Annotated in this window: 16 protein-coding genes; 8 read left to right on the top strand and 8 right to left on the bottom strand. The window is 63.1% G+C overall.

The features are described 5' to 3' along the window. Nucleotides 1-59 precede the first annotated feature (59 nt). The 3 genes from AUC43_RS07830 to AUC43_RS07820 form a co-directional block, all read right to left on the bottom strand. Entirely contained in the window at nucleotides 60-704 is a 645-nt protein-coding gene (locus tag AUC43_RS07830) for a sigma-70 family RNA polymerase sigma factor (RefSeq protein WP_068191683.1), read from the bottom strand. A 309-nt stretch (nucleotides 705-1013) separates the two neighbouring features. Continuing rightward, complete coding sequence (locus tag AUC43_RS07825) at nucleotides 1014-2057, bottom strand: glycosyltransferase family 9 protein (RefSeq protein WP_068191682.1); 1044 nt, start codon at nucleotides 2055-2057, stop codon at nucleotides 1014-1016. Further along, complete coding sequence (locus AUC43_RS07820; RefSeq protein ID WP_068191680.1) at nucleotides 2054-2818, bottom strand: glycosyltransferase family 2 protein; 765 nt, start codon at nucleotides 2816-2818, stop codon at nucleotides 2054-2056. Before AUC43_RS07820 ends, AUC43_RS07825 begins: the two co-directional genes overlap by 4 nt. Before the next feature lie 218 nt (nucleotides 2819-3036). Between AUC43_RS07820 and AUC43_RS07815 the strand changes: the two genes are divergently transcribed. Continuing rightward, on the top strand, nucleotides 3037-3267 hold the full coding sequence (locus AUC43_RS07815; RefSeq protein ID WP_068191678.1) for a hypothetical protein: 231 nt from the start codon (nucleotides 3037-3039) through the stop codon (nucleotides 3265-3267). A gap of 164 nt (nucleotides 3268-3431) precedes the next feature. After that, on the top strand, nucleotides 3432-3959 hold the full coding sequence (locus AUC43_RS07810; RefSeq protein ID WP_068198384.1) for a GNAT family N-acetyltransferase: 528 nt from the start codon (nucleotides 3432-3434) through the stop codon (nucleotides 3957-3959). Between the two features lie 31 nt (nucleotides 3960-3990). Here the strand turns inward: AUC43_RS07810 and AUC43_RS07805 are convergent, their stop codons facing one another. From AUC43_RS07805 to AUC43_RS07795, 3 genes are all read right to left on the bottom strand, one after another. Continuing rightward, nucleotides 3991-6105, bottom strand: coding sequence for a T9SS type A sorting domain-containing protein (locus AUC43_RS07805; RefSeq protein ID WP_082684983.1), 2115 nt, complete (start codon nucleotides 6103-6105; stop codon nucleotides 3991-3993). 162 nt (nucleotides 6106-6267) lie between these two features. Continuing rightward, nucleotides 6268-7245, bottom strand: coding sequence for a glycoside hydrolase family 43 protein (locus tag AUC43_RS07800; RefSeq protein ID WP_068191674.1), 978 nt, complete (start codon nucleotides 7243-7245; stop codon nucleotides 6268-6270). A gap of 58 nt (nucleotides 7246-7303) precedes the next feature. Beyond that, a complete protein-coding gene (locus AUC43_RS07795; protein WP_068191671.1) occupies nucleotides 7304-7717 on the bottom strand; it encodes a hypothetical protein in 414 nt (137 codons plus the stop codon). Nucleotides 7718-7937: 220 nt separating this feature from the next. Here AUC43_RS07795 and AUC43_RS07790 point away from each other — a divergent pair, with 220 nt between their 5' ends. The 5 genes from AUC43_RS07790 to AUC43_RS07765 all read left to right on the top strand — a co-directional run bounded on the left by AUC43_RS07790 (nucleotide 7938) and on the right by AUC43_RS07765 (nucleotide 16433). Continuing rightward, on the top strand, nucleotides 7938-8729 hold the full coding sequence (locus AUC43_RS07790; protein ID WP_068191669.1) for a S1/P1 nuclease: 792 nt from the start codon (nucleotides 7938-7940) through the stop codon (nucleotides 8727-8729). A gap of 180 nt (nucleotides 8730-8909) precedes the next feature. Beyond that, on the top strand, nucleotides 8910-9437 hold the full coding sequence (locus AUC43_RS07785) for an inorganic diphosphatase (RefSeq protein WP_068191667.1): 528 nt from the start codon (nucleotides 8910-8912) through the stop codon (nucleotides 9435-9437). A 9-nt stretch (nucleotides 9438-9446) separates the two neighbouring features. Beyond that, a complete protein-coding gene (locus AUC43_RS07780) occupies nucleotides 9447-9953 on the top strand; it encodes a DUF421 domain-containing protein (protein WP_068191666.1) in 507 nt (168 codons plus the stop codon). A 665-nt stretch (nucleotides 9954-10618) separates the two neighbouring features. Further along, on the top strand, nucleotides 10619-13264 hold the full coding sequence (locus tag AUC43_RS07775) for a fibronectin type III domain-containing protein (protein WP_199243514.1): 2646 nt from the start codon (nucleotides 10619-10621) through the stop codon (nucleotides 13262-13264). Nucleotides 13265-13619: 355 nt separating this feature from the next. Continuing rightward, complete coding sequence (locus AUC43_RS07765; protein ID WP_199243513.1) at nucleotides 13620-16433, top strand: M36 family metallopeptidase; 2814 nt, start codon at nucleotides 13620-13622, stop codon at nucleotides 16431-16433. A gap of 121 nt (nucleotides 16434-16554) precedes the next feature. Here the strand turns inward: AUC43_RS07765 and AUC43_RS07760 are convergent, their stop codons facing one another. Together AUC43_RS07760 and AUC43_RS07755 are read right to left on the bottom strand one after the other, a co-directional pair. Continuing rightward, nucleotides 16555-18051 (bottom strand): amidase, encoded by a 1497-nt coding sequence (locus AUC43_RS07760; RefSeq protein WP_068191654.1) that lies wholly within the window; start codon nucleotides 18049-18051, stop codon nucleotides 16555-16557. Between the two features lie 237 nt (nucleotides 18052-18288). Continuing rightward, entirely contained in the window at nucleotides 18289-19806 is a 1518-nt protein-coding gene (locus tag AUC43_RS07755) for a pectate lyase family protein (RefSeq protein ID WP_068191652.1), read from the bottom strand. 233 nt (nucleotides 19807-20039) lie between these two features. Here AUC43_RS07755 and AUC43_RS07750 point away from each other — a divergent pair, with 233 nt between their 5' ends. Further along, nucleotides 20040-20516: a carboxypeptidase-like regulatory domain-containing protein gene (locus AUC43_RS07750; RefSeq protein ID WP_082684980.1), complete on the top strand. Its 477-nt coding sequence runs from the start codon at nucleotides 20040-20042 to the stop codon at nucleotides 20514-20516. Nucleotides 20517-20583: the final 67 nt, after the last annotated feature.

Genomic DNA, 20583 nt, shown 5'->3' with positions numbered 1-20583 from the left:
AGCGTGAGTGACAATGGAATGAAATGCAGGGTTGCGGTAGCATCCTCTTGCTGGGGAGGTTAATTATTATCGGGCTCGGTTAGTTCCGCATCGTCGTCTATTCCATCATTGCCATATCCCATTGACTGCGCGTATTTCTCTAGTTTATCCTTGAGAAAATTGCGGGCCCGGTGCAGTCTCGAACGGACGGTACCTATCGGAATATCAAGCACTTTGGCCATTTCCTCATATGTAAATCCCTCTAGGTCGCACAGGATGATTACGGTGCGAAAATCTACCGGCAAAGAATTTAGCGCGCTGGCTACTTCGTCGCCGATTAAATCGCGGGCGGACTGCTGGCGCATATCGGACGACGACGCGCCTACTTCACCCTCGGCCTCTACGTCGTCGGGGTTGTAATAGCCCTCTATCTCGCTGTAATCGACCTTGGCCGGCTGCTTGCTTTTCTTGCGGAAGTCGTTGATGAACGAATTCTTGAGAATGCGAAAAAGCCAGGCCTTGGCGTTGGTGCCCGGCTCGAAGTACTCAAAAAAGCGGTACGCCTTCAGGTAGGTTTCCTGAACCAGGTCGTTGGCATCGTCCTCGTCGAGGGTGAGGCGATAGGCAAAGTTGTAGAGCGGGTCGAGCACAGGCATCAGCTCGGCTTGAAAGCGCCGGTCCTTTTCCTCTTTGCTCAGCTTAACCCGTTCGGGAGAATCGCTCATACAGGTGGGCGGGGGAAATTGTGGGTCGAAACCTACGAAATAATAAGGGATTGGGACAAATTTGGCTCAAACTGCAACTCGGCTGCGGTGGCTGGCCGGGTTGCTTTGCGCCGGCACTACCCTTGCTACGCAACCCCGGCCGGCTGCCCGCCACCGGGCGCCTGCCACCGGCAAACCGCCCAAAAGAGCCGCGCTTTGCACGTGCAGCGCTGCCCGATGTACGGATTACGGCGCCGGGTAGGTTGCGCGCCACGCCGCAGCAACCAAGCAAATGAAGCAGAATATCTATTGTTTGTTTCTTAATGCATTTTATTCATCCTTCAAAAGTAACGGTTGCCACGTCAATACGCGCGCTGCCACCGCCACCGGCTCAATGGCCCGAATGCAGCTACAGGTGGCGGGCTGGGTACGGCAGTCGTCGCAGGTGGGCTTGTCGAAGACCATGAACCCGGCGTGCGGCCCCAGCGGCCCCCAGCGGCCCGGGTGCATAGGCCGAATGGGCGGATACAGCCCCAGCGCGTGCCGGCCCAGTGCGGCGGCCAAGTGCAACGGGCCGGTGCTGCCCGCCACCAGCCCATCGGCGGCAGCAATGAAGGCGATGAACTGGGGCAAGTTGAGCTGGCCGGTGAGGTCGGCGGTGAGGGCGGCCGCGTGCTGGTGCCGCCATTCGCGGAGCTCCTCCCCTTCTGCCGCCGTGCCGGTGAGGAACACACGGTGGCCGGCCTGGTGCAGCAGTTGGGCCAGGTGCCCAAAGTTGTCGAGACCCCATTCGCGGGCGCTGCCCCGGCTGCGCGGGTGCAGGATGACGTTGAGCTGGCCGGGCTGGCGCGCTTGCAGCAACTGCCGAAACGATGCGGGCAGCGGCTCAACCGGCCGCAGCTGCACCAGTTTCGCTACGTCGAGGAGGCTGGGCAAGGGGGCCACGCCCAGGGGCTGGAGCAGCTGGAGGTTGAGCTGGGCTTCGTGCAGGGGCGAATGCCGGCGGCTCAGGGCCACCAGCCGGTTGCAGGTCAGCCAATGTTGCCAACGGTTGCGGGTGCCGATGCGCACGGCGATTTTGGCCTTGAGCGCCAGCCGGGCCAGGGCGCGGTTGGGAAAAACGTGGATGATGGCAGCGGCAGCGTAGCCCCGCAGGGTGGCTACCTGCCGGGGCTCTGGCTGCTGAAGCAAGTCATCCAAGTTCAGAAAATCATCGACCCACGGGCAGGCGGCCGCTACCGGAGCGGTGTAGGTGTGCCCAATAAGCACCACCCGGCAGCCCGGGAAGTGCTGCTTTAGCTGGCCCGCTACCGGCAGGGTCAGCACCACGTCGCCGATGGCGTCGGTGCGGGACACGAGGAAGGTCTGGCTCATGCTTCGGCGCGTTCGGTGCGGGTTTTCAGCTTCGCGAATTTCAGAAAGACGCCCCAGGCCGAGATGCCCGCAATGCAGAGGCCGGCAAACCCATCCAGCAAGCCCAGGCGGAAGAAGTAGCTGTGCACGAATTTCCAGAGCGGCTTGAGCAGCAAGTGAAACAGGGTGACGTTGGTTTTGCCGCGCAGGGCCAGTTCCTGGGCCGTGATGCTGGTGAACTTATTGAGCTGGCTGACGTGCTGCGCAATGGAATGGTAGCTGTAGTGCAGGGCATCGCCAGCGAGCTGTCCCGTGGTATGGCTGGCGGCCACTTCGTAGCGCTCGTGCAGGAGCAGGCCGGTCCAGCGGCCCAGGCGGCGGTCGTAGAGGCGCAGCTTGCGGTCGGGGTACCAGCCGCCGTGGCGCACCCAGTGGCCGCAGTAGTTGGTGAGGCGAGCCAGAGTGTAGGCGGCGTGCTGCCAGTGCTGCTTGGCTGCCCGGATGGACTGGCGCAGCTCCTCGGTCAGCACTTCGTCGGCGTCGAGCTGCAGTACGTGGTCGAACTGGGCCTGGGCGGTGGCGTAGTTTTTCTGCTCCACGTAGCCGGCAAAGGCGTGCTGAATGACGCGGGCGCCGTGCTGCCGGCAGATTTCCACAGTGTCGTCGGTCGAAAACGAGTCTATTACCAGTACTTCGTCGGCCACGTCGCCCACGGCCTGGAGGCAGCGGGCAATATTGGCCGCTTCGTTGAAGGTGATAATGACGACGGAAAGGGAAACCACGCAGAAAAGGCCAACTAGACGGCCAAGTGCGGGCAAAGGTAAGAGCACGGCGAAGCGGAGCTCCGCACTGCGGCCGCGAGGACTCATTCCGCCACTTCAACCGTCCATTTGCTCAGGAGCCCAACGGCAGGGCAAAATTCACCGTACGAAGAGCCCAACTCTTCATGTCGCAAGCCACACTCCGTGCGTAACTTGCGCCCAAATTCGTTTTCCCACACATGAAAAAAACGCTTCTCACCGGCCTGCTGGCCGCAGCTTTGCTTTCCTTCACCTTGCCATCGTGCGGCCCTTCGGAGCCCGAAAGCGCCGATGACATTGCCACCACCCCGCTGCCGCCCCTGCCCGCCGCCCCCGACACCACTAAAGGCGCCAAGCAGCCCGAGCAATACCGGGAGCTGAACTCGGTGAATGCCACCGAAGACATCAAAAAAATGCAGCAGCAGATGTAAATCAACCACTTGTCGAAATTGGGCTGCTTCTAGCTTCGACCAGAAGCGGCATTGGTTTGGCAGGGCTGATTACTTGTTCCTGATACCTGATTTGTTGGGCCGTTGCTGCTGAGGTGGTGGCGGCCCAATTTCTTTTTAGCGCGGCCGACCCGGCGCCTTTTTTTATGGAAAACAACATTGTGCTGCGCCGCGGCGTGGAAGCCGACCTGCCCCAGGTACTCGCCCTTATCCAGGAGCTAGCCGAGTACGAGCGCGCCCCGGACGCCGTCACCAACACCCTGGCCGCCATGCAGCGCGACGGGTTTGGGCCCGCCCCCATTTTCAGCTTTTTCGTGCTCGAAAACAACGCGACCGAAATCATCGGCATCGCCTTGTTCTACACCGCCTATTCGACCTGGAAAGGCCGGATGCTGTACCTGGAAGACCTGGTAGTAACCGAGCCGGCGCGGCGCGGCGGCTTTGGCCGGCTGCTGTTTGATGCCGTGGTGGCCGAAGCCCGCGCTACCGGCGCCGTTCGCCTAAAGTGGCAGGTGCTGGACTGGAACGAGCCCGCCATCGCCTTCTACAAAAAGCTGGGCGCCACCATCGAAGACGAATGGTTCAACGGCAACCTCGACGCAGCCCAACTGGCCAGCTATACCGTGGCACCAGCCGCGGCCGCGGCAGCCACGCCCACGGGGCGCAGCCTCTAGGCACTACTAAGCAACCCCAACGCCCCGTGGCTTACTGCCGCACAAACTTGCGGCTGCCGGTATTGCCCTGGGCATCGCGCCAGCGCAGAACGTAAAAGCCGGGCCTCAGGCCGGCAATGTTCAGGGGCAGGATGTTCAGGCCGGCTACCGTAGCGATGCTGGTGGTGCGTATTCGGCGCCCGACGCTGTCGTAAAACCGGAACACCACGGTCCCTTCCAGGGTGGCCGGGTACTGCACTTGCAGTTGGTCTTCGGTGGCAGGGTTTGGGAAAACCACCACCGCCGCGCTGGTGCCTTCGGTGGAGAGCAAGGTGGGGGCCACGTTGTCGAGCGAGCCATCGGGCCGGGTCAGTCGGAGGCGGTAGTAGAGCAAGCCACCGGGCACCTGCGCATCAAAAAACTGGTACTGGCCGCCCGGCCGGGTAGCCACTACGCCCAGCCGCTTCCAAGAAGTGGTGTCGCTGCCCACGCTGCGCTCCACCACGAAGTTGTTGAGGAAGCACTCGTCGCGCGTGGTCCAGGTTAGGGTAACGCCGGTGGCCTTTTCGTATTTGGCGCTAAAGCTGGTGAGGGGAGCCGGCAGCATGGGCTGGTTGCTGCAGCCCAGGCTCTTGAAGCTGCGCACGCGGAGCACCTGGCGGCCGCCGGCAATGTCGCTGCTGGAGCTGAGGGTGCGCGTGTTCTGGCCCCGGGCAATGGAGTAGTGCATCACCGCGCCGGGCAGGATGAGGTGGCCCAACTGGTGCGCATGGCCCAGCTCGTGCACCGCCACCGTCTCAAAGTCAATCTGGCCGAGCGCGCCAATGGCGAAGGCGGGCCCAAACTGAAAGTTGGCACCATCGTCGAACTGCATGTCCACCTCTTTCACCCAAAACACTACCTCGCCGCCCGGCACCTGGCAGCCGGCGTAATAACTGGTGGTGCGGCCCAGCACGAGGGCGGGCAGCTGGGCACCCGCGTCGAAAGCCACCACGTTCTGGTTATCGTCGGCAATGGTATTGGCCGTGGCCGGGGTGCCTACTTCCCAGTTGATGCCCGTTTGGCAGCGCCAGGTGGCCAGGGCCCGCTGCCAGGCCGCCGCCGCCGCGGCATTGGAAGCGAAATTGGGCCCGAAGTGAAAGGTGACTCCACCGGATGCGTTCTGGGCAATGTGGTTGGGCCGGGCAATGAGGCCGGTGGTGCTTTCCACATTGGTGAGGGCGTATACGACGGTGAGGGTGCCCCCGCTGTCCACGATTTGCTGGTCGCTGGTGGTTACGCGCACGGTGCCGGAACCAGCCGGGCTGCCGCCGATGGCCGATGAGGGCACGCGCACCTCAATGCGGGTATCCGTCCAGGAAACATAGTCTTTGTCGCGGGCCTTCACGCGGGTGGTCCCGCCGTCGTCGGCGTTGCGGAACTCCACAAAGCCACTGCCCCGGGCGCTACCAAACCCCGTTCCGTTGATGGTAAGCAAAGCCCCGGCGCCAGCGGGGATGATTTGGGGACCGAAGTTGGCAACGACGGGGGCCAAGGTGCCACGCTGCATGGTGGCCGGTAATGGGGCTGCCAGGGCCGGGTTGGGCTGCAATACCCGGCGCCCCTGCCCGGTGAGCTGGGTAATGCCTTTGTAGAAGGTAGCATCGAGGGCCGGATACGTCCGAAAAGGCTCGGTGGCGGTGCGCTCGGCCAAGTTGTACGCAATGAAGCCCTGCTCGCTGCCATAGGGCGTCCAGGCGCGGCCGGCAGTAGTGGGCAGGCCGGTCCAAGGCGCGCGGGTCAGGAAGAAAACGCCCTGCTGCCCGGCGGCCAGGCTAAGCGTGTTGGTGAGGATTTGCTGGTCGAAGCCCAGGCGGCCGCCTTCAGTGATGAGCACGAGGCCGGTGGTATCGGCCACTTGGCCCTTAAGCAGGGAAAACACCCGCATGCGGTGCCGGGTAAACAAGCGGTGGTGGTCGGTATCCCAAAAGCTTTGGGCATCGAGCACTTCTGCTTCGACCACCAGCGCCGCCTGCCGGGCCCGGACGGCGGGCTCCATGGGCAGCATCAGGCACTGGGTTTCGGGCACCAGGGCCTGGCCCAACACCGGCTGGGCAAATGCGAGCCCAAGTACCACCACCCACAAGCGACGGCTAACAAAACGGAGAAACGGTACTACAAACGGCATAGACAAGAAACTACTGCGGATACTGCCCAAGATACGGAAAAACAGGGCAGTTGGAGCGCCGTTGAAACGATATTGTATTATTAATATAGTGTACTTGCCACCGCGCACCTACGCAGCACCTTAGAGCCGGGGTTGCCATACATTAACTAATAAGATGGCCAGCTATTGCCCTACGGGCGCGGGCTGGGGCTGCCAGGAGGGCGAGCTGGTGGCCACCATGGGCCAGCCGTTGGCGTAGATGAGCCTATCCAGGAGCAGGATGCGGCGGGAATAGCCTTCGGAATCGTCGATGGCGTCGAAGGTGGGCTGGCGCGGGTCGATGGCGTGGTAGGCCAGCCAGTCCTGCCCGGCGGCATCGGTCACCACGCAGTTGTGGCCCGGGGCGCGCCAGTGGGCGTTGGCCGCGAGCAGGGCCGCGTGCGGGTCGGCGGTGGCGGTGGCGTAGGTTTCGAAGGGCCCGGTGGCGTGGCGGGCGCGGGCCACCAGCACGGCGTAGTGGGCGTTGACGCCGCAGCAGTTATCACCCGAAAAAAACAGGTAGTACCAGCCGTCGCGGTAGTGCACCCAGGCGGCTTCCACGAGGCGGTGGTAGTCGTCGGGGTCGTTGGAAATGGTGGGGTGAAGCACGGCCCGCGCCTCACTGCCCGGCCGGAAACCGAGGCGGTCGTCGGCCAGCTCGCGCACCCAGATGGGGCCAAACCCCGACCCCCAGTAGAGCAGCCGCTGGCCGGTGGCGGGGTCGTCGAACGCCATGGGGTCGATGCAGGTGAAGCCGGGGCCGGGGAGCAACGGGTAGCCAACGTCGACAAACGGGCCGGCGGGGGCATCGGCCACGGCCAGGGCCAGGCTGAAGTAATCGGTGCCGTCGGGCCGGGTGGAGTAGTACAGGTAATAGCGGCCGCCGTGCTCGCTCACGTGCGGGGCCCAGATTTTCTGGCTGGCGGTGGCCCACCGCGGCTTGTGGGGCAGCCCCTCGCCCAGGTGCTCCCAGTTAATTAGGTTGCGGGAGCGGGCCACCTGCAGGTTGAGGATGACGCCGTGGCGCTTGGTTTGGGTGCCGTAGGCGTAGTACCAGCCATCGGCGGCGCGGATGATGGTGGGGTCCGGGAAGTTTTCGTCGAGGACGGGGTTGCAGTACATGGGCGCGGCAGGAATTGGGGCTGGCACACGGCCCGCGGGTCTTACATCAGCTCAATATTCAGCTCAACTGCGGTTCGGGCTGCTGTTGCTGCAGCCATACGTAGGCCGAAGCCACGTCGTCGAAGGTGCCCACGCGGGGCGCGTCAATGGCATGCACCACGGTTTCGACGGCTTGCCGGGCCAGCAAGCTGCGCGGCAGCACCCAGGCAATGTATTGCAAGCCGGCGGTGCGCATTTCGTTCAGCCACCACGCGCCCCACAGGGTGAGCTGCACGGTGGTGCTGGTAATGCCGGAGTTGTCGTTGAGGATTTTGTGGCAGGGCCAGGCCCGCAGGCTCTCGAGCATCAGCAGGCAGGCGGCCTGCGACGATTCCTGGTCGTGCTCCCCTTTCCAGTCAACATAAAGCCATTGATTATCCGTGTCGTGGCCAATAAATAGCTCGGGGGAATCGGTAATAACGTGCAGCTGCATGCGGTGCTCGGGATAGGTCCTCGGGAGGAAGGAAAATGAGCAGCCAAATTTAGTAAGCTAAACAGTAGATTCGAACACCTTTAGCGGGTGAAATTCAATGACCGACCCGTTCGTGCAAGGGTAGCAACGGGAAGCTTCCAGCACTAGCTTTGTGGTCCTACCCCTTGGCCGCAGGCCGGATTTTCCGAAAACCGATTTGCTCATCTGTTATTCCTGCCCGATGTTTAGAAAGTGTATTGCCCTGCTGGTGTTGCTGTGTGCGCCCTTTAGCCTGCTGGCCTGGGGCGTGGTGGGCCACCGGGCCGTGGCCAAAATTGCCGAAAACCACCTTTCCAGCTCCGCCAAGCGCGAAATAGCCCGCCTGCTGGGCACCGAAACCCTGCCGCTGGTGAGCACCTGGCCCGATGAAGTCCGCTCGGACCCGCAGTACAGCAGCACGGGCCCCTGGCACTACCTCAACGTGGCGTCCGGCCTCAACTTCCCGGCTTTCACGGCCCAGCTAAACGCGACGCCGATTATCCCGCCTACCAATGCCTACACGGCGCTGCTGCAGGTGCGCAAGGACCTGAAAGACCCCAGCAAAACGGCCGCCGAGAAGCTGTTTGCCTTGAAATTCCTGGTGCACTTGGTGGGCGACGTGCACCAGCCCCTGCACGTGGGCCACGGCGAAGACCGCGGCGGCAACAGCATCCTGGTGAGCTGGCGCGGGCACGACACCAACCTGCACAGCATCTGGGACGGCGACCTGGTGGAGTACCCCGGCTTCACCTACTCCGAAATGGCCCAGGCCTACGACCACGCCACTTCGTCCCAAGTGAAGCAGTGGCAGAAGGACGATATGGCCACGTGGCTGTTTGAGTCCTACCAGCTGTGCACGCCGGTGTACGCCGCCGCGGCCACCAGCCCCAAGTTCGACTACCGCTTTTACCCCGCCTTTGGCCCTTTAGTGGAGCAGCAGATTCTCAAGGCCGGCATCCGGCTGGCGGGCGTGCTCAACGCCGTGTTCCGATAACCCAGCTTCGGCGCGGCCAGGCGCCCCTTCCTGAAAGCCAAAGAAGCCCCGGCAGCGCGTGCAGCCGGGGCTTCTTTGGCTTTCAGGCAGATACCAAACCCCTAAGCTGAACACTGGTAACATGCGCGTAACATTGGCCGTCATAAGAGCCAAACAAGCGGCCATCGGCCCCTTTGCGCCATGACAAAACCCCTGCACCAACTGCCCGCCCGGGTGCCGCACTCCCACCAGCGCGTGCACGTAGTGGTCGAAACGCCGAAGGGCGGCCGCAACAAGGTGGCCTTCGACCCCGAACTGCAAGCCTTCAAGCTGAAAGGCGTGCTGCCCGAAGGCCACAGTTTCCCCTTTGACTTTGGCTTTGTGCCCTCTACCCAGGCCGAAGACGGCGACCCGCTCGACGTGCTGCTCCTGCTCGACGCGCCCACGTTTCCGGGCTGCGTGGTGGAAGCCCGCCTGATTGGGGCCCTCGAAATTGAGCAGGAGGAAAAAGACGGCCAGACCGTGCGCAACGACCGGCTGCTGGCCGTGGCCGCCGACTCGCGCGAGCACAAAAGCATCCACACCATTGCCAACCTCTCCGGCGAGATGCTGCACGAAATCGAGCATTTTTTTGTCTCTTATAACCAGGTAAAAGGGCAAAGCCTTAAGGTGCTGCGCCGCGTGGGCCCCGAGCGGGCGCACGCGCTACTAGAGCACGCGCAGCACTAGCCCCGCGTCATGAAAGAGCTTTGGGATACGCTATTTGGGCTGCACGCCACCTCCACCACCATCACCGCCCTGCAGATGATGACGCGGGCCTTGCTGGTGTTTTTTGCGGCGCTCTTGCTACTGCGGGTATCGGGCAAGCGCACGTTCGGCGGCAATGCCACCTTTGATATCGTGGTGAAGATTATGCTGGGCGCCGTGCTGAGCCGGACGGTGGTGGCGGCGTCGCCGTTTTGCGGCACGCTGCTGGCCTGCCTGGTGCTGGTGGGGCTGCGGCGGCTGCTGGCCTGGGGCTCGTTTCACAGCCACCTGGTGGGCCGGCTGGTGAAGGGCGATGAGTACGTGCTGGTAGAAAACGGCCAAATCAACCAGGAAAACCTCTCCCGCAACAACCTCTCCCGCAAAGACCTCATGGAAGGCGTGCGCGAAAGCGGCCACCTCGAGACGCTTGATGAGGATGAAATTGTGCGCCTGGAGCGCGACGGCAGCATTTCGGTGGTAAAAAAGAAGCCGGAGTAAAACGGAGCAGGCGAACTGCCTGATGGAGCCGGCTAATGCCCCGGGCGGTGTGGGCCTCCTTTGCCACCAGTCAAATGCCTGCTACTCCGGCGCGCTGATGCCGTTGGGCTGAAAAGCCCTGGCTGCGGCCCCTGAGCGAGCCATGCAAACACCACCTTCCGGGCCCCTGGTGCGGCGCTGTACCCGGGCCGTAGGGCGGCGCATGGGCGGTTATTAAATCAGGAGCGGGGACTTGGGCACGCAGCTGTTGCGGCGCTTTGGCTGGCTGGCACACAGCATGTGGGCAAGACCATAGGAGGGGCTGGGGCCGGTTATCGACTCAAGCAACTTGTATAAATAAGCTCGACTTTCCCAGCACCTCCTAGGCCAACTCCAAGCTTGGCTGATGCTGAGAATATGCTATTTCTTGGCAAGAACACAAAATCGGCTACATGTAATTAATACTCCAGAAAATAATCAAGATATTGTAGGTCCGAATCTTCATCCAATTTTAATTGAGCGGACATATAGCCTGCTTAGAATGTTTTAAAGCCTCATTTTTTTCTCCCTTTTCGTTTTACATGATAAATCCTTACTCTCTGGGAATCTGGACTCGTCGTTTACAAAGGTTCAGCTTGGCAGCGCTGCTGGCTGGCGGAACTACCGTAGCCGCGCAGGCACAGCTTTTGAATTATTCTACCGCGACGGCTACCAATGTGCCCGGCACCTACACCGACCTGGCCACGGTAGCCGGCAGCACCGTCATCGCCACGGCCAACACGGATAATGCCAACTCGGCGGCCCAAAACATCGGGTTCAGCTTTAGCTACAATGGCGGCACCTTCACGCAGTTTGTGCTCAACACCAACGGCATCATGCGCTTGGGCAGCGCGGCGCCTTCGGTCGCCAACCTGTTTGCGGCGTACGAAAACGGCCAGGCCGCGGGCGTCGACCCCATCACCAGCCCAAGCGCCGCCGATGTCAACCTGCTCGCTCCGTTCAACTTCGACCTGGAAGACGGCAGCGCCGGCCCGGCCGAGTACCGCGTGGCCACCACCGGCACGGCGCCCAACCGCGTGTGCACCATTCAGTGGAAAAACGTGCGAGACAAAGCCGGCACCGTCAACGCCACGCAGTTCGACAACTTTGAGTTTCAGGTACGGCTCTACGAAACCACCAACCTCATCGAGTTCGGGTACGGCAACACGGTATCGGCCACGGCCGGGGCCAGCATCAACCGCTTCCCCACGGTGGGCATCAAAGGCTCGGGCAGCAACCCCGGGCAGGACATCTTGGTCAATAAAACGTCATCGACTGCGGCCTGGTCAACGGCCGTTTTCATTACGGGGGTGTACGCTAGCAGCACTCTCAACTTTCGCCGCCTGGTGCCCCCCGACCTGGGCCGTACGTTTCGCTTTGCCACGGCGCCGGCCAGCGACGCCGCGGTAACCATGGTGTATACCCTGGGCAAAATAGCCAGCCCAACGGCCCTGCCCCACGCCGTGAAGGCCGTGGTGACCAACGCGGGCACGACTACGCAAACCAACCTGGCCGTGACGCTGAATGTGACGGGCGCCAACACCTTCACCGACACCAAGACCGTGGCCTCGCTGGCAGCGGGCGCGTCCACCACAGTTACGTTTGCCGATTACCCCGCCGCCCTCACGGCCGGCACCAACACCGTCACGGTGACGGTTCCGGCCGATGCCAACAACGCCAACAATGCCGCTACCTACGGCCAGCAGGTCACGGCCGACCGCACTTCTTACACCGACCCCACGGTAGCCGCTACCGGAGGCGTGGGCATCGGCACGGGCAATGCCGTTTTGGCCACTAAATACACGCTGTCGGCCGCTTCGGTACTCAGTGATGTGGTGCTGACGTTCGCCGCCGCGGCAGCCAATGCCGTTAACACGGCTCCCTTTCAGGTGCTGATTTACGATGCTTCCGGAACGGGCGGGCTGCCCGGCCAAGTGCTGTATGCTTCAGCCACGCAGAACCGCACATCGGCGGGCGGAGCCGTAACCGTGACCGTGCCCAGCGTAGCCGTACCCGCGGCCTTCTTCATCGGGGTGAAGGAAACCAGCACCGCGAACATTGCCATTTCCTACCAAACCGAGAACCCCATCCGCCCCGGCACCTTCTACTACACGACCGATGGGGCGGTGTGGAATGACTTTATCAACGTAACGCCCAAAGCCCGGGTGGCCATCGAATTCGGCACGGTGGTGCCGACTTGTACCCCGCCCACGGCCCTGGCAGCCAGCAACGTCACCGCTACCGATGCTACCATTACCTTCACGGCCCCGGCCAGCGGCGCGGCCAACTACGAAATTCTGTACGGCCCCACCGGTTTCAACACCGTGTCGGGGGGCACGCTGGTTACGGCGAGCTCCTCGCCCGTGACGCTCACCGGCCTGAGCCCGGCCACCACCTACCAGGTGCATGTGCGCAGCAACTGCACGGCCGGCGGCACCAGCATCTACGCCACGCCCATCAGCTTCACCACGCTGTGCAACCCGAACCCGGCCGTGGCCGCCTTCCCCTATAACCAGAACTTCGACACCATTCTGGCAGGCCAGGCCCTGCCCTGCGGCTTCACCACACTGAACGCCAACAACGACAACACGACTTGGGCCATCACCAAAACCAACCCCAACTCGGGCACCAACGCCATTCGCTACACCGGCCTGACCCTGAACAACGTGACGGCCGACGACTGGTTCTTCACCCCGCCCCTCACGCTGGCCGCTACTTCGCGCTACCAGGTGGCGTTCCGCTACCGGGGCGAAGGCATAGCCAACAGCCTTTCCTCCTTCACCGAAAGCCTAGAAGTTACGTCGGGCACGGCCGCTATGGCCGCCGCCCAAACCAACCTGCTGTACACCAACGCCGCCATTACCAACACGTCTTACCTACTGGCTGACGGTTCCTCTACGACAGTGGTAGCCCTGCTGCCGGCCGGGGCCGGCACCCAGTACGTGGGCTTCCACATCAAGAGCGCGGCCAATCAGGGCAACCTCTACATCGACGACCTTTCCATCACGGCTACCGCCGTCACGGCTACGTCGGACGCCTTGCTGCGCGCCATCAGCGTATTCCCCAACCCCTCCACTACGGGCCAGTTCGACCTCGAAATCCACGGAGCCAATGCCAAAGGCAGCCTCGCCGTGCTCGTGACCAACGCCCTCGGCCAGCGGGTATATACCGGCTCGGCCCGCGACAACTACTCCAACAAGGTCAACCTGAGCAGCCTAGCGCCCGGCATCTATTACCTGCAGGTGCGTCACGGCCAGGAGCAAATGACCAGCCGGATAAGCATCGTGAAGTAGCTCAATTTTAGTAAAACGTCTGGTGCCTGTTTGGGATTTGGAAACCCCTGATTTCCGTCATGCAGAGCGCAGCGAAGCATCTTGTCCCCGCTCTTTGTTATGCTGACAAAGGAAGCATCTTCTCACGGCTCAACGATTCGTGCAACCGTGATAAGGTCCTTCGCTCTGCTCAGGATGACAGACCAAGCGAGCGAGGTGATTCGCTGCACTCAGCATGACAATTTCCAAACACACGCTGAGACAATTTCCACGACAGCGGTTGAGACGGAATTTTTTCGGGCGAATGGCCGTCTCGCCAAGCAACTACCAAAAGGACTGTTGCTCAATCCCTTTATTTTCTCACTCTTTTCTTTACATGACGTTAATTCCTACTCTTTCGGGTTCTCGTAAGCTGGCCTTGGCAATTGCCTTGGCCATGCCGGGCCTGGCGGTAGCGCAGCAGGGGGCACCAGTAGCCCAAGCCCTGGCCTCCTTCTCGGCCAAGGTGCAGGCACAGGGCCGCCTGAGCGCGGCTGACGTAGCCAACCCCGCCGTAACCAGCTCCTACTTTGACCAAAGCACGGGCCTCACGCACACCTACCTGCAGCAGCGGGTGAACGGCCTGACGGTATTCAATGCCACCGGGGCCGTGCACACCGACCAAACCGGCAAAGTGGTGTTTTTCAACCAGGACTTTCTGCCGGGCGCCGCAGCCGCAGCGCCTGCCGCCACGCCGGCCCTCACGCCAGAGCAAGCCGTGGGGGCCGCCGCCAAAAGCCTGAGCCTGCCGCAGCCCGTGGCCCTGCGCCGCCTGGTAGAAGCCCGTGCGGCCGATGGCCTCCTCTTCAACAATGGCGGCATTTCGGAAGCGAATATTCCGGTGCGCCTGATGTACCAGCGCGTGGGCGACAAGCTGGTGCTGGTCTGGAACGTGACCATTGCCCAACTCGACCAGCAGCACCTCTGGAGCGCCCGCATCGATGCCCAGACCGGCCGGATGCTGGACCGCAACGACTACGTAGTGAACGAACTGGCTACCTTCCGCCAGCACGTGCTGGAAAATAAGGAGCGCCGCCAGCCGCTGACTACCGCAGCAGCGGCCGCTGCCGCTACGCGCGCCGTACGCAGCCCGAAGGGTACCCTGGGGGCACCCAATAGCCTGACGGTTATTCCGGTGCCTTTCGAAAACATTGACCTTTCGCCGCGGGTGGTCGTGCCGTTCAGCTCCGCCAATCCGCTGTACTCGCCCTATGGCTGGCAGGTGGGCGATGCCAAGGCTCCCAGCGGATTCTTTGCCGACAGCTACTCGTTCCTCTCGACGGGCAAGCAGCTCACGCGCGGCAACAACGTAGCCGCCTACGACGACAACATGACCGCGACTTCCGGCAGCGGCAACGTGGCGTCGAGCACCAACTCGCCCGATGGCGGCGCCACGCGCGACTTCGACTTTCCCTTCAACCAGCCGCAGGGCCCCCGCAATGCCGACAACCTCGCCGCGGGCATTACCAACCTGTTCTACTGGAACAACATGCTCCACGACGTGATGATGAGCAAAGGGTTTGATGAGGTATCGGGCAACTTCCAGTACAAGAACCTCACCGGCCAGGGCCTTGGCAACGACTTTGTGCGGGCCGAATCGCAGGACGGCAGCGGCCGCAACAACGCCAACTTTTCGACGCCTCCCGATGGCAGCTCGGGCCGCATGCAGATGTACCTGTTCGACAACACCGCCGCCAACGCCTTGACCATAACGGGCGCCAGCAGCGCGGCTGGCACCTACAGGTTTGCCGGCGTTGCCTTTGGCCCCAAGCTCACCAAGAAGCCCCTGGCGGGCAAGCTGGTGCTCGTGAATGACGGCGTATCGGCCGACGGCGGCGACCACGCCTGCGCCACGCCCTTTGTAAACGCGGCCGACGTAGCTGGCAACATTGCCTTCATTCAGCGCGGCGGCTGCCCCCAGCTCACCACGCTCAACCCGCGGGTCAACAACCAGTTTGCGCCCAAGGTGAAGCGCGCCCAGGACAACGGCGCCACCGCCGTTATTGTGTTCGACTCCCTGGCCACCACCGGCCTCACCAACTTTGGCGGAGCTGATACTGTCGGGATTCGCATTCCCGCTATTTTCATTAGCGGCGCCGATGGCTTTAAGCTGCGCGCGGCCCTGCTGGCCGGCGGCACCCTGAATGCTACCGCAACTCTGGGCCCGGAGTTCGACGGCTCGTTTGATAACGGCGTGGTTTCACACGAGTTTGGCCACGGCATCACCAACCGCCTCACCGGCGGCCCGGCCAACGCGAGTTGCCTCAATCCGGCCACCGGCAACCAGACCATGGGCGAAGGCTGGAGCGACTTCTTTGCGCTATGGATGACGACTCGCCCCGGCGACGACGGCAAAACCAGCCGCTACATTGCCACCTACGACAACGGTGACCCCTACAACGTGGGCCCCGGCTTCCGCCGCAAGCCTTACAGCACCGACTTCTCAAAAAACAACTACACCTACGCCCAGCTCGGTACCACCACCGGCAAATTCCAGGAAACCCACGACGTGGGCGAAGTATGGGCCACGGTGCTCTGGGACCTGAACTGGCAGTTTATCTACAAGTATGGCTACAACGCTGACTTCTTCAGCGCCACCGGCGGCAACAACAAGATGCTCAAGCTGGTGCTCGACGGCTGCAAGCTGCAGGTCTGCAACCCCGGCTTCCTCGACGGCCGCGACGCTCTGCTGCGCGCCGACTCCGTAACGAACCGCGCTGCCAACGCCGACCTGATTTGGAACGTATTTGCGCGCCGTGGTATGGGCTACAGCGCCGTGCAAGGCGACCGCGTGAACGGCCAACCCCGCGTGACGGGCATTGCCAACGGCTTCGACCTGCCTCCCGGCAGCAAGGTGATTGCCCTGGCCAATAAGAATGGCGCCGTGGTGGGCGGGGCCCTGGAAGCCTACCCCAACCCAGCCCAGGACCAGCTCACCGTGCGCACGCAGCTGAGCAGCGCCGCCCCCATGCAGGTGACCGTGCTCGACCTACTGGGCAAAACCGTATTGCGGACCGTAGCAGTACCAGCCGCCCGCATGCAGCAAACCGGCGTGGAGCTAAATACCAGCCGCCTCGCCTCGGGCATCTACGTGGTACGCGTGACGACCAGCAATGGCACTTACAGCACCAAGGTCAGCATCCAGCACTAAACTGCCAGCTCACCTTATTTGCAAAAAGCCTGGCTTCGGTCGGGCTTCTTTGTGCTTGGGCCGGCTAGGTATTTCGCCGGGGTAGCTCAACTTCTTGAATGCTGAAAGTTAGCTGGTGGCCTTAGCCCGGCAGAACCGGCCGCCTGGCAAACCACGGCTGGGCCTGCTCCAGCTGCCCCGCCAGCCGAAACAGCACGTCTTCGGCGCCCAGCGGGGCAATGAACTGCACGCCGCACGGCAGGCCGTCGGCGGTCCAGTGCAGGGGCACCGACATGGCCGGCTGGCCCGTGAGGTTGGCTACCTGCGTGTAGGGCGTCTTTTCGAGGCTTTGCTCAGCCAGCTTCTCCACGATGCCGGAACGGCGGATGAGGCCGCCGAGGCCGAAGGTGTTCACCAGTTTCAGGAGTCGCTGCTCGCCGGGCTTGGGCTGCAGCTCGCCAACGCGCACGGGCGGCGTGGCCAGCGTGGGCGTGAGCAGCAAGTCGTAGGTTTGGTGGAAGCGGCCCATGCGGCGCGCGCTGTCGTTCCAGGTGTGGCGGGCGGCGGCGAAGTCGGCCGCGGAATACGTGCGGCCCAACAGGCCAAGCAGCCAGGTGGTGGGCTCCACGTCGCGGGGCCGGGCGGGGCGGCCCAGCACCTTGGCCAGGGCCGCGATGCTGGCGCCGGTCTCGCCAAAATACAGCATGAGAAAAGCCGACGCCACGGCCCGGCCATCGAAGGGTAGCGGCACTTCGGCCACATCGTGCCCTAGGCTTTCCAGCAGTTGGGCGGCGTGGCGCACGGCGGCCATGCACTCGGGGTGCAGGGCGCTGCCCAACGGGTGGCCCAGACTAAAGGCAATGCGCAAGCGGCCGGGCGGGCGGCCCACTTCCTCTAGGTACGGCCGCACCGGGCCGGGCAGAAAGTACGGCGCGCCCGCGTCGGGGCCCTGGGTGGCGTCGAGCATAGCCGCGCTGTCGCGCACCGAGCGGCTGAGCACGTGCTCCACGGCCGCGCCCTGCCACTTTTCACCCTGCTCGGGGCCGGTGGGCACGCGCCCGCGGCTGGGTTTCAGCCCGAACAGGCCACAGCAGGCCGCCGGAATCCGGATGGAGCCGCCCCCGTCGCCGGCACCGGCCAGCGGCACGATGCCCGCCGCCACGGCCGCAGCCGCCCCGCCGCTGGAGCCCCCGGGCGTGTGGGCCAGGTTCCAGGGGTTGCGCGTGGGGCCGAACAAAACCGGCTCGGTCACGCCCATCAGGGCAAACTCCGGGGTGTTGGATTTGCCCAGAATGTTCACGCCCGCGGCCTGCCAGCGCCGCACCAACTCGGCATCCTCGGCGGGCACAAAATTGCGCAGCGCGCGGCTGCCCGAGGTGTGCGGCGCGCCGGCGTATTGCGCCCCAAAGTCTTTCAGCAGAAACGGTACGCCGCCCAAGGGCCCGGCGGGCAGCCCCGCTCCGGCCCGCAGCCGGGCCGGCTCGAACAGCGGGTGCACCACGGCGTTGATTTGCGAATTGACGGCCCCGGCCCGGGCAATGGCGGCCTCGCACAACTCCATGGCCGTGAGCTGGCCGGTGCGCACCAAATCAGCCATAGCCAGGGCATCAAGCTGGTCGTATTCGGAGAATGAAATCATGGGCTAAATGTAGCATCAGGCAGTGCGGAGCGAAGCATCTGGCTTGCACCACTTGTCAACCACGCCTCTTGTCATGCAGAGCGCAGCGAAGCATCTTATCAGGTTCGCACGAATCGTGGTGACGTGAGAAGATGCTTCGCTGCGCTCTGCATGACAAGAGGCGCGGGCGAGATGCTTCGCGATGCTCTGCATGACCGCCTGACACAAAAGCCAAGACAGCTCAAAAAGCGAAACTGCTTATTTGCTGCGCTTGGGTACGGCTGGAACTGGGACACTTGGGGCAGCAGTGGGCACCAAGCTATTGAGGTAGCTTTCTAGATTGGTGTAGCCGTTGGAGGCACGCAGGGCCCGGTCGGTGGGGCTGGCGGGGTTCAGGCCGTGGGCCTTTTCCCAGGCGTCGGGCATGCCGTCGTGGTCGGCATCGGCGGGGGCCGGGGATGATTTCAGCACCGGCCAGGCTCGCTGCGATACGCTGTAGGGCGTGCCGTGTGGGTAGTGGCCCTGCACGTCGATGATGGTGCCGGTGCCGGCGCGCACTTCCCGCACAATGCGCTGGTCGAGTGTATCGCGCCGCGGGCGGATGGCCCCGGCCCCGAGCAGTACGGCTTCGTAGGCCGCCGGGGCGGTTTGCAAGGCCAGCGGGCCCAGCACAAAGGGCTGGTCTACTTTGGACTGGGCGGTATCAGCCGCAGTGCCGCCGTTCATAACTACGCCGCGCCAGTTGTGGGCCGTAATGGCCGGGGCGCCGGCCACGTAGTTGCCGGTCAGGTAGAACTTTCCGTAGGGCAGGCGGCCGGTTTCCTTGTCAATCTTGTACGGGTTCAGCACCTGGGCGCGCACTTTGGAGTCGGTGCTGGGGCCGGGCTTGTAGTAGTTGTTCACCACGTTGTAGTTGCCGCCCTCGCCGGCGTACACGTTGTTTTCGCCCCAGTTGTAGATGACGTTGTTGCTAAAATCGCAGTTCTCGAAGCCCGCCGGGTGGGTGTAGCGGCTGCCATTGAAGCGGGGCGTGCGGTTTTTGCAGTGCGCAAATAGGTTGTGGTGAAACGAGGCGTGCTGCCCGCCCCAGATGCCGCCAAAGCCGTGGCGCTCGAAGTCCTTGTCGCCCTTCTCATAATGGTAGGAGTAGTTCAGGGGCTCGGCAATGAGGTTCCATTGCAGGGTGGTGCTGTCGCCCTCGTACACCGACAATACCTCGTCGGTGCTCCAGCTCATCGAGCAGTGGTCCACGATGAGGTGGTTGTTGCGCTGGCCGCCAAAGGCGTCGTCGCCTCCCGCGCCGTCCACAAAGCCCTGGTTCTGGTTTTTGTCGCCCATCCGGAACCGCATAAAGCGCACGATGACGTTGTTGGCCCGCACCATCACGGGGTAGTCGGCCAGGCAAATGCCATCGCCCGGCGCAGTTTGGCCGGCAATGGTGGTATTGGCTTTCTTGATTTCGAGCGGCGAGGCCAGGTGAATGGTGCCCGAAACCCGGAACACCACCGTGCGGGCCGCCGCGGGCTGGCTCAAGGCATAGCGCAGGCTGCCAGCCTTGCCGTCATCGTTGAGGGTAGTCACTTCAAACACCGTGGTGGGCACCGCCGCCGAGCCGCGCCCGCCGGTGGTAAAGCGCCCCGCGCCTTCGGCGCCCGGAAACGCGACTAGCCCCTGGGCCCATCCACGGGCCGGGGCCAGCAGCAGGCTCAGCCCAAGCACCCAGGTGGTTTGCAGGGAGCGGTAGTGAAACGACAACCGAGGTGAGATAGCGCGCATATAGTGGAATTGAAGAAGCAACTTAACGCCGCCGTGGTGAACATGCGGTGAAAGCCAGCCGTTGGGCCCGCTTGAATGCCAATTTGACGCGTATTCGGGCCTTCCTATCGCGCTTGCTTGTGCAAAGGGTAACTTCTGTGGGGCATCGTGCGTGTTAGGTAAGGTCATCCGTAGCAGCCTCGGGCTGGCTCGTGGCGTTTCTGTCCTTCCTTTTTTACCCTCGCTCTTCGCTTATGCGTTTACTTTTCCTCGCTGCTGCCTTTGCCGTGTGTGGCGCCCTGCCCGCCGCCGCGCAACGTGGTTCTACCGCTTCTACTTCCAAATCCGGTAATTCCCGGGACCGGATTGCCTTGGCTACCCGGCCCAACGCAGCAGCCGAGCGGCCCCTGCGGCTGGCCTGTGCCCCCATCAGCGGCAAGGTGTTTGACCCCAACGGCCAGCCGTTGGTAGGCGCCACCCTGCTCATCAAAGGCACCCAGGACGTGTACGTTACCGATTCGGAAGGCAAATTCCGCTTTACCGAGCCCGTGTACGAAGGACAGGTGCTGGCCATAGAAGCCGCGGGCTACAAAACCCTTAATGTGCCGCTGGCCGACTGCGCCGTGCCACGGCTGGTGCTGGAGCGGGCCCCCAGTGCCCACATCAAGCGCAGCGGTAAGCGCGCCGGGCAGGTCACCCGCCTGCACAATCGAAACACCAACCTGAAGTAGACAAGCTAGGCTGCCCGGACCTGGGCTGTGTGCGGCGGCGCTAGTAGCTACAGCTCCTCAGGCAGCC

The sequence above is a fragment of the Hymenobacter sedentarius genome (assembly GCF_001507645.1).
Classification (GTDB): domain Bacteria; phylum Bacteroidota; class Bacteroidia; order Cytophagales; family Hymenobacteraceae; genus Hymenobacter; species Hymenobacter sedentarius.
This window is presented reverse-complemented; position numbering and strand designations above follow the sequence as displayed.

Bases quoted from the DNA above. Each gene is read 5' to 3' on its own strand.
- AUC43_RS07830 (WP_068191683.1), bottom strand. From the start codon at position 704: ATGAGCGATTCTCCCGAACGGGTTAAGCTGAGCAAAGAGGAAAAGGAC.
- AUC43_RS07825 (WP_068191682.1), bottom strand. From the start codon at position 2,057: ATGAGCCAGACCTTCCTCGTGTCCCGCACCGACGCCATCGGCGACGTG.
- AUC43_RS07815 (WP_068191678.1), top strand. From the start codon at position 3,037: ATGAAAAAAACGCTTCTCACCGGCCTGCTGGCCGCAGCTTTGCTTTCC.
- AUC43_RS07810 (WP_068198384.1), top strand. From the start codon at position 3,432: ATGGAAAACAACATTGTGCTGCGCCGCGGCGTGGAAGCCGACCTGCCC.
- AUC43_RS07805 (WP_082684983.1), bottom strand. From the start codon at position 6,105: ATGCCGTTTGTAGTACCGTTTCTCCGTTTTGTTAGCCGTCGCTTGTGG.
- AUC43_RS07800 (WP_068191674.1), bottom strand. From the start codon at position 7,245: ATGTACTGCAACCCCGTCCTCGACGAAAACTTCCCGGACCCCACCATC.
- AUC43_RS07795 (WP_068191671.1), bottom strand. From the start codon at position 7,717: ATGCAGCTGCACGTTATTACCGATTCCCCCGAGCTATTTATTGGCCAC.
- AUC43_RS07790 (WP_068191669.1), top strand. From the start codon at position 7,938: ATGTTTAGAAAGTGTATTGCCCTGCTGGTGTTGCTGTGTGCGCCCTTT.
- AUC43_RS07785 (WP_068191667.1), top strand. From the start codon at position 8,910: ATGACAAAACCCCTGCACCAACTGCCCGCCCGGGTGCCGCACTCCCAC.
- AUC43_RS07780 (WP_068191666.1), top strand. From the start codon at position 9,447: ATGAAAGAGCTTTGGGATACGCTATTTGGGCTGCACGCCACCTCCACC.
- AUC43_RS07765 (WP_199243513.1), top strand. From the start codon at position 13,620: ATGACGTTAATTCCTACTCTTTCGGGTTCTCGTAAGCTGGCCTTGGCA.
- AUC43_RS07760 (WP_068191654.1), bottom strand. From the start codon at position 18,051: ATGATTTCATTCTCCGAATACGACCAGCTTGATGCCCTGGCTATGGCT.
- AUC43_RS07755 (WP_068191652.1), bottom strand. From the start codon at position 19,806: ATGCGCGCTATCTCACCTCGGTTGTCGTTTCACTACCGCTCCCTGCAA.
- AUC43_RS07750 (WP_082684980.1), top strand. From the start codon at position 20,040: ATGCGTTTACTTTTCCTCGCTGCTGCCTTTGCCGTGTGTGGCGCCCTG.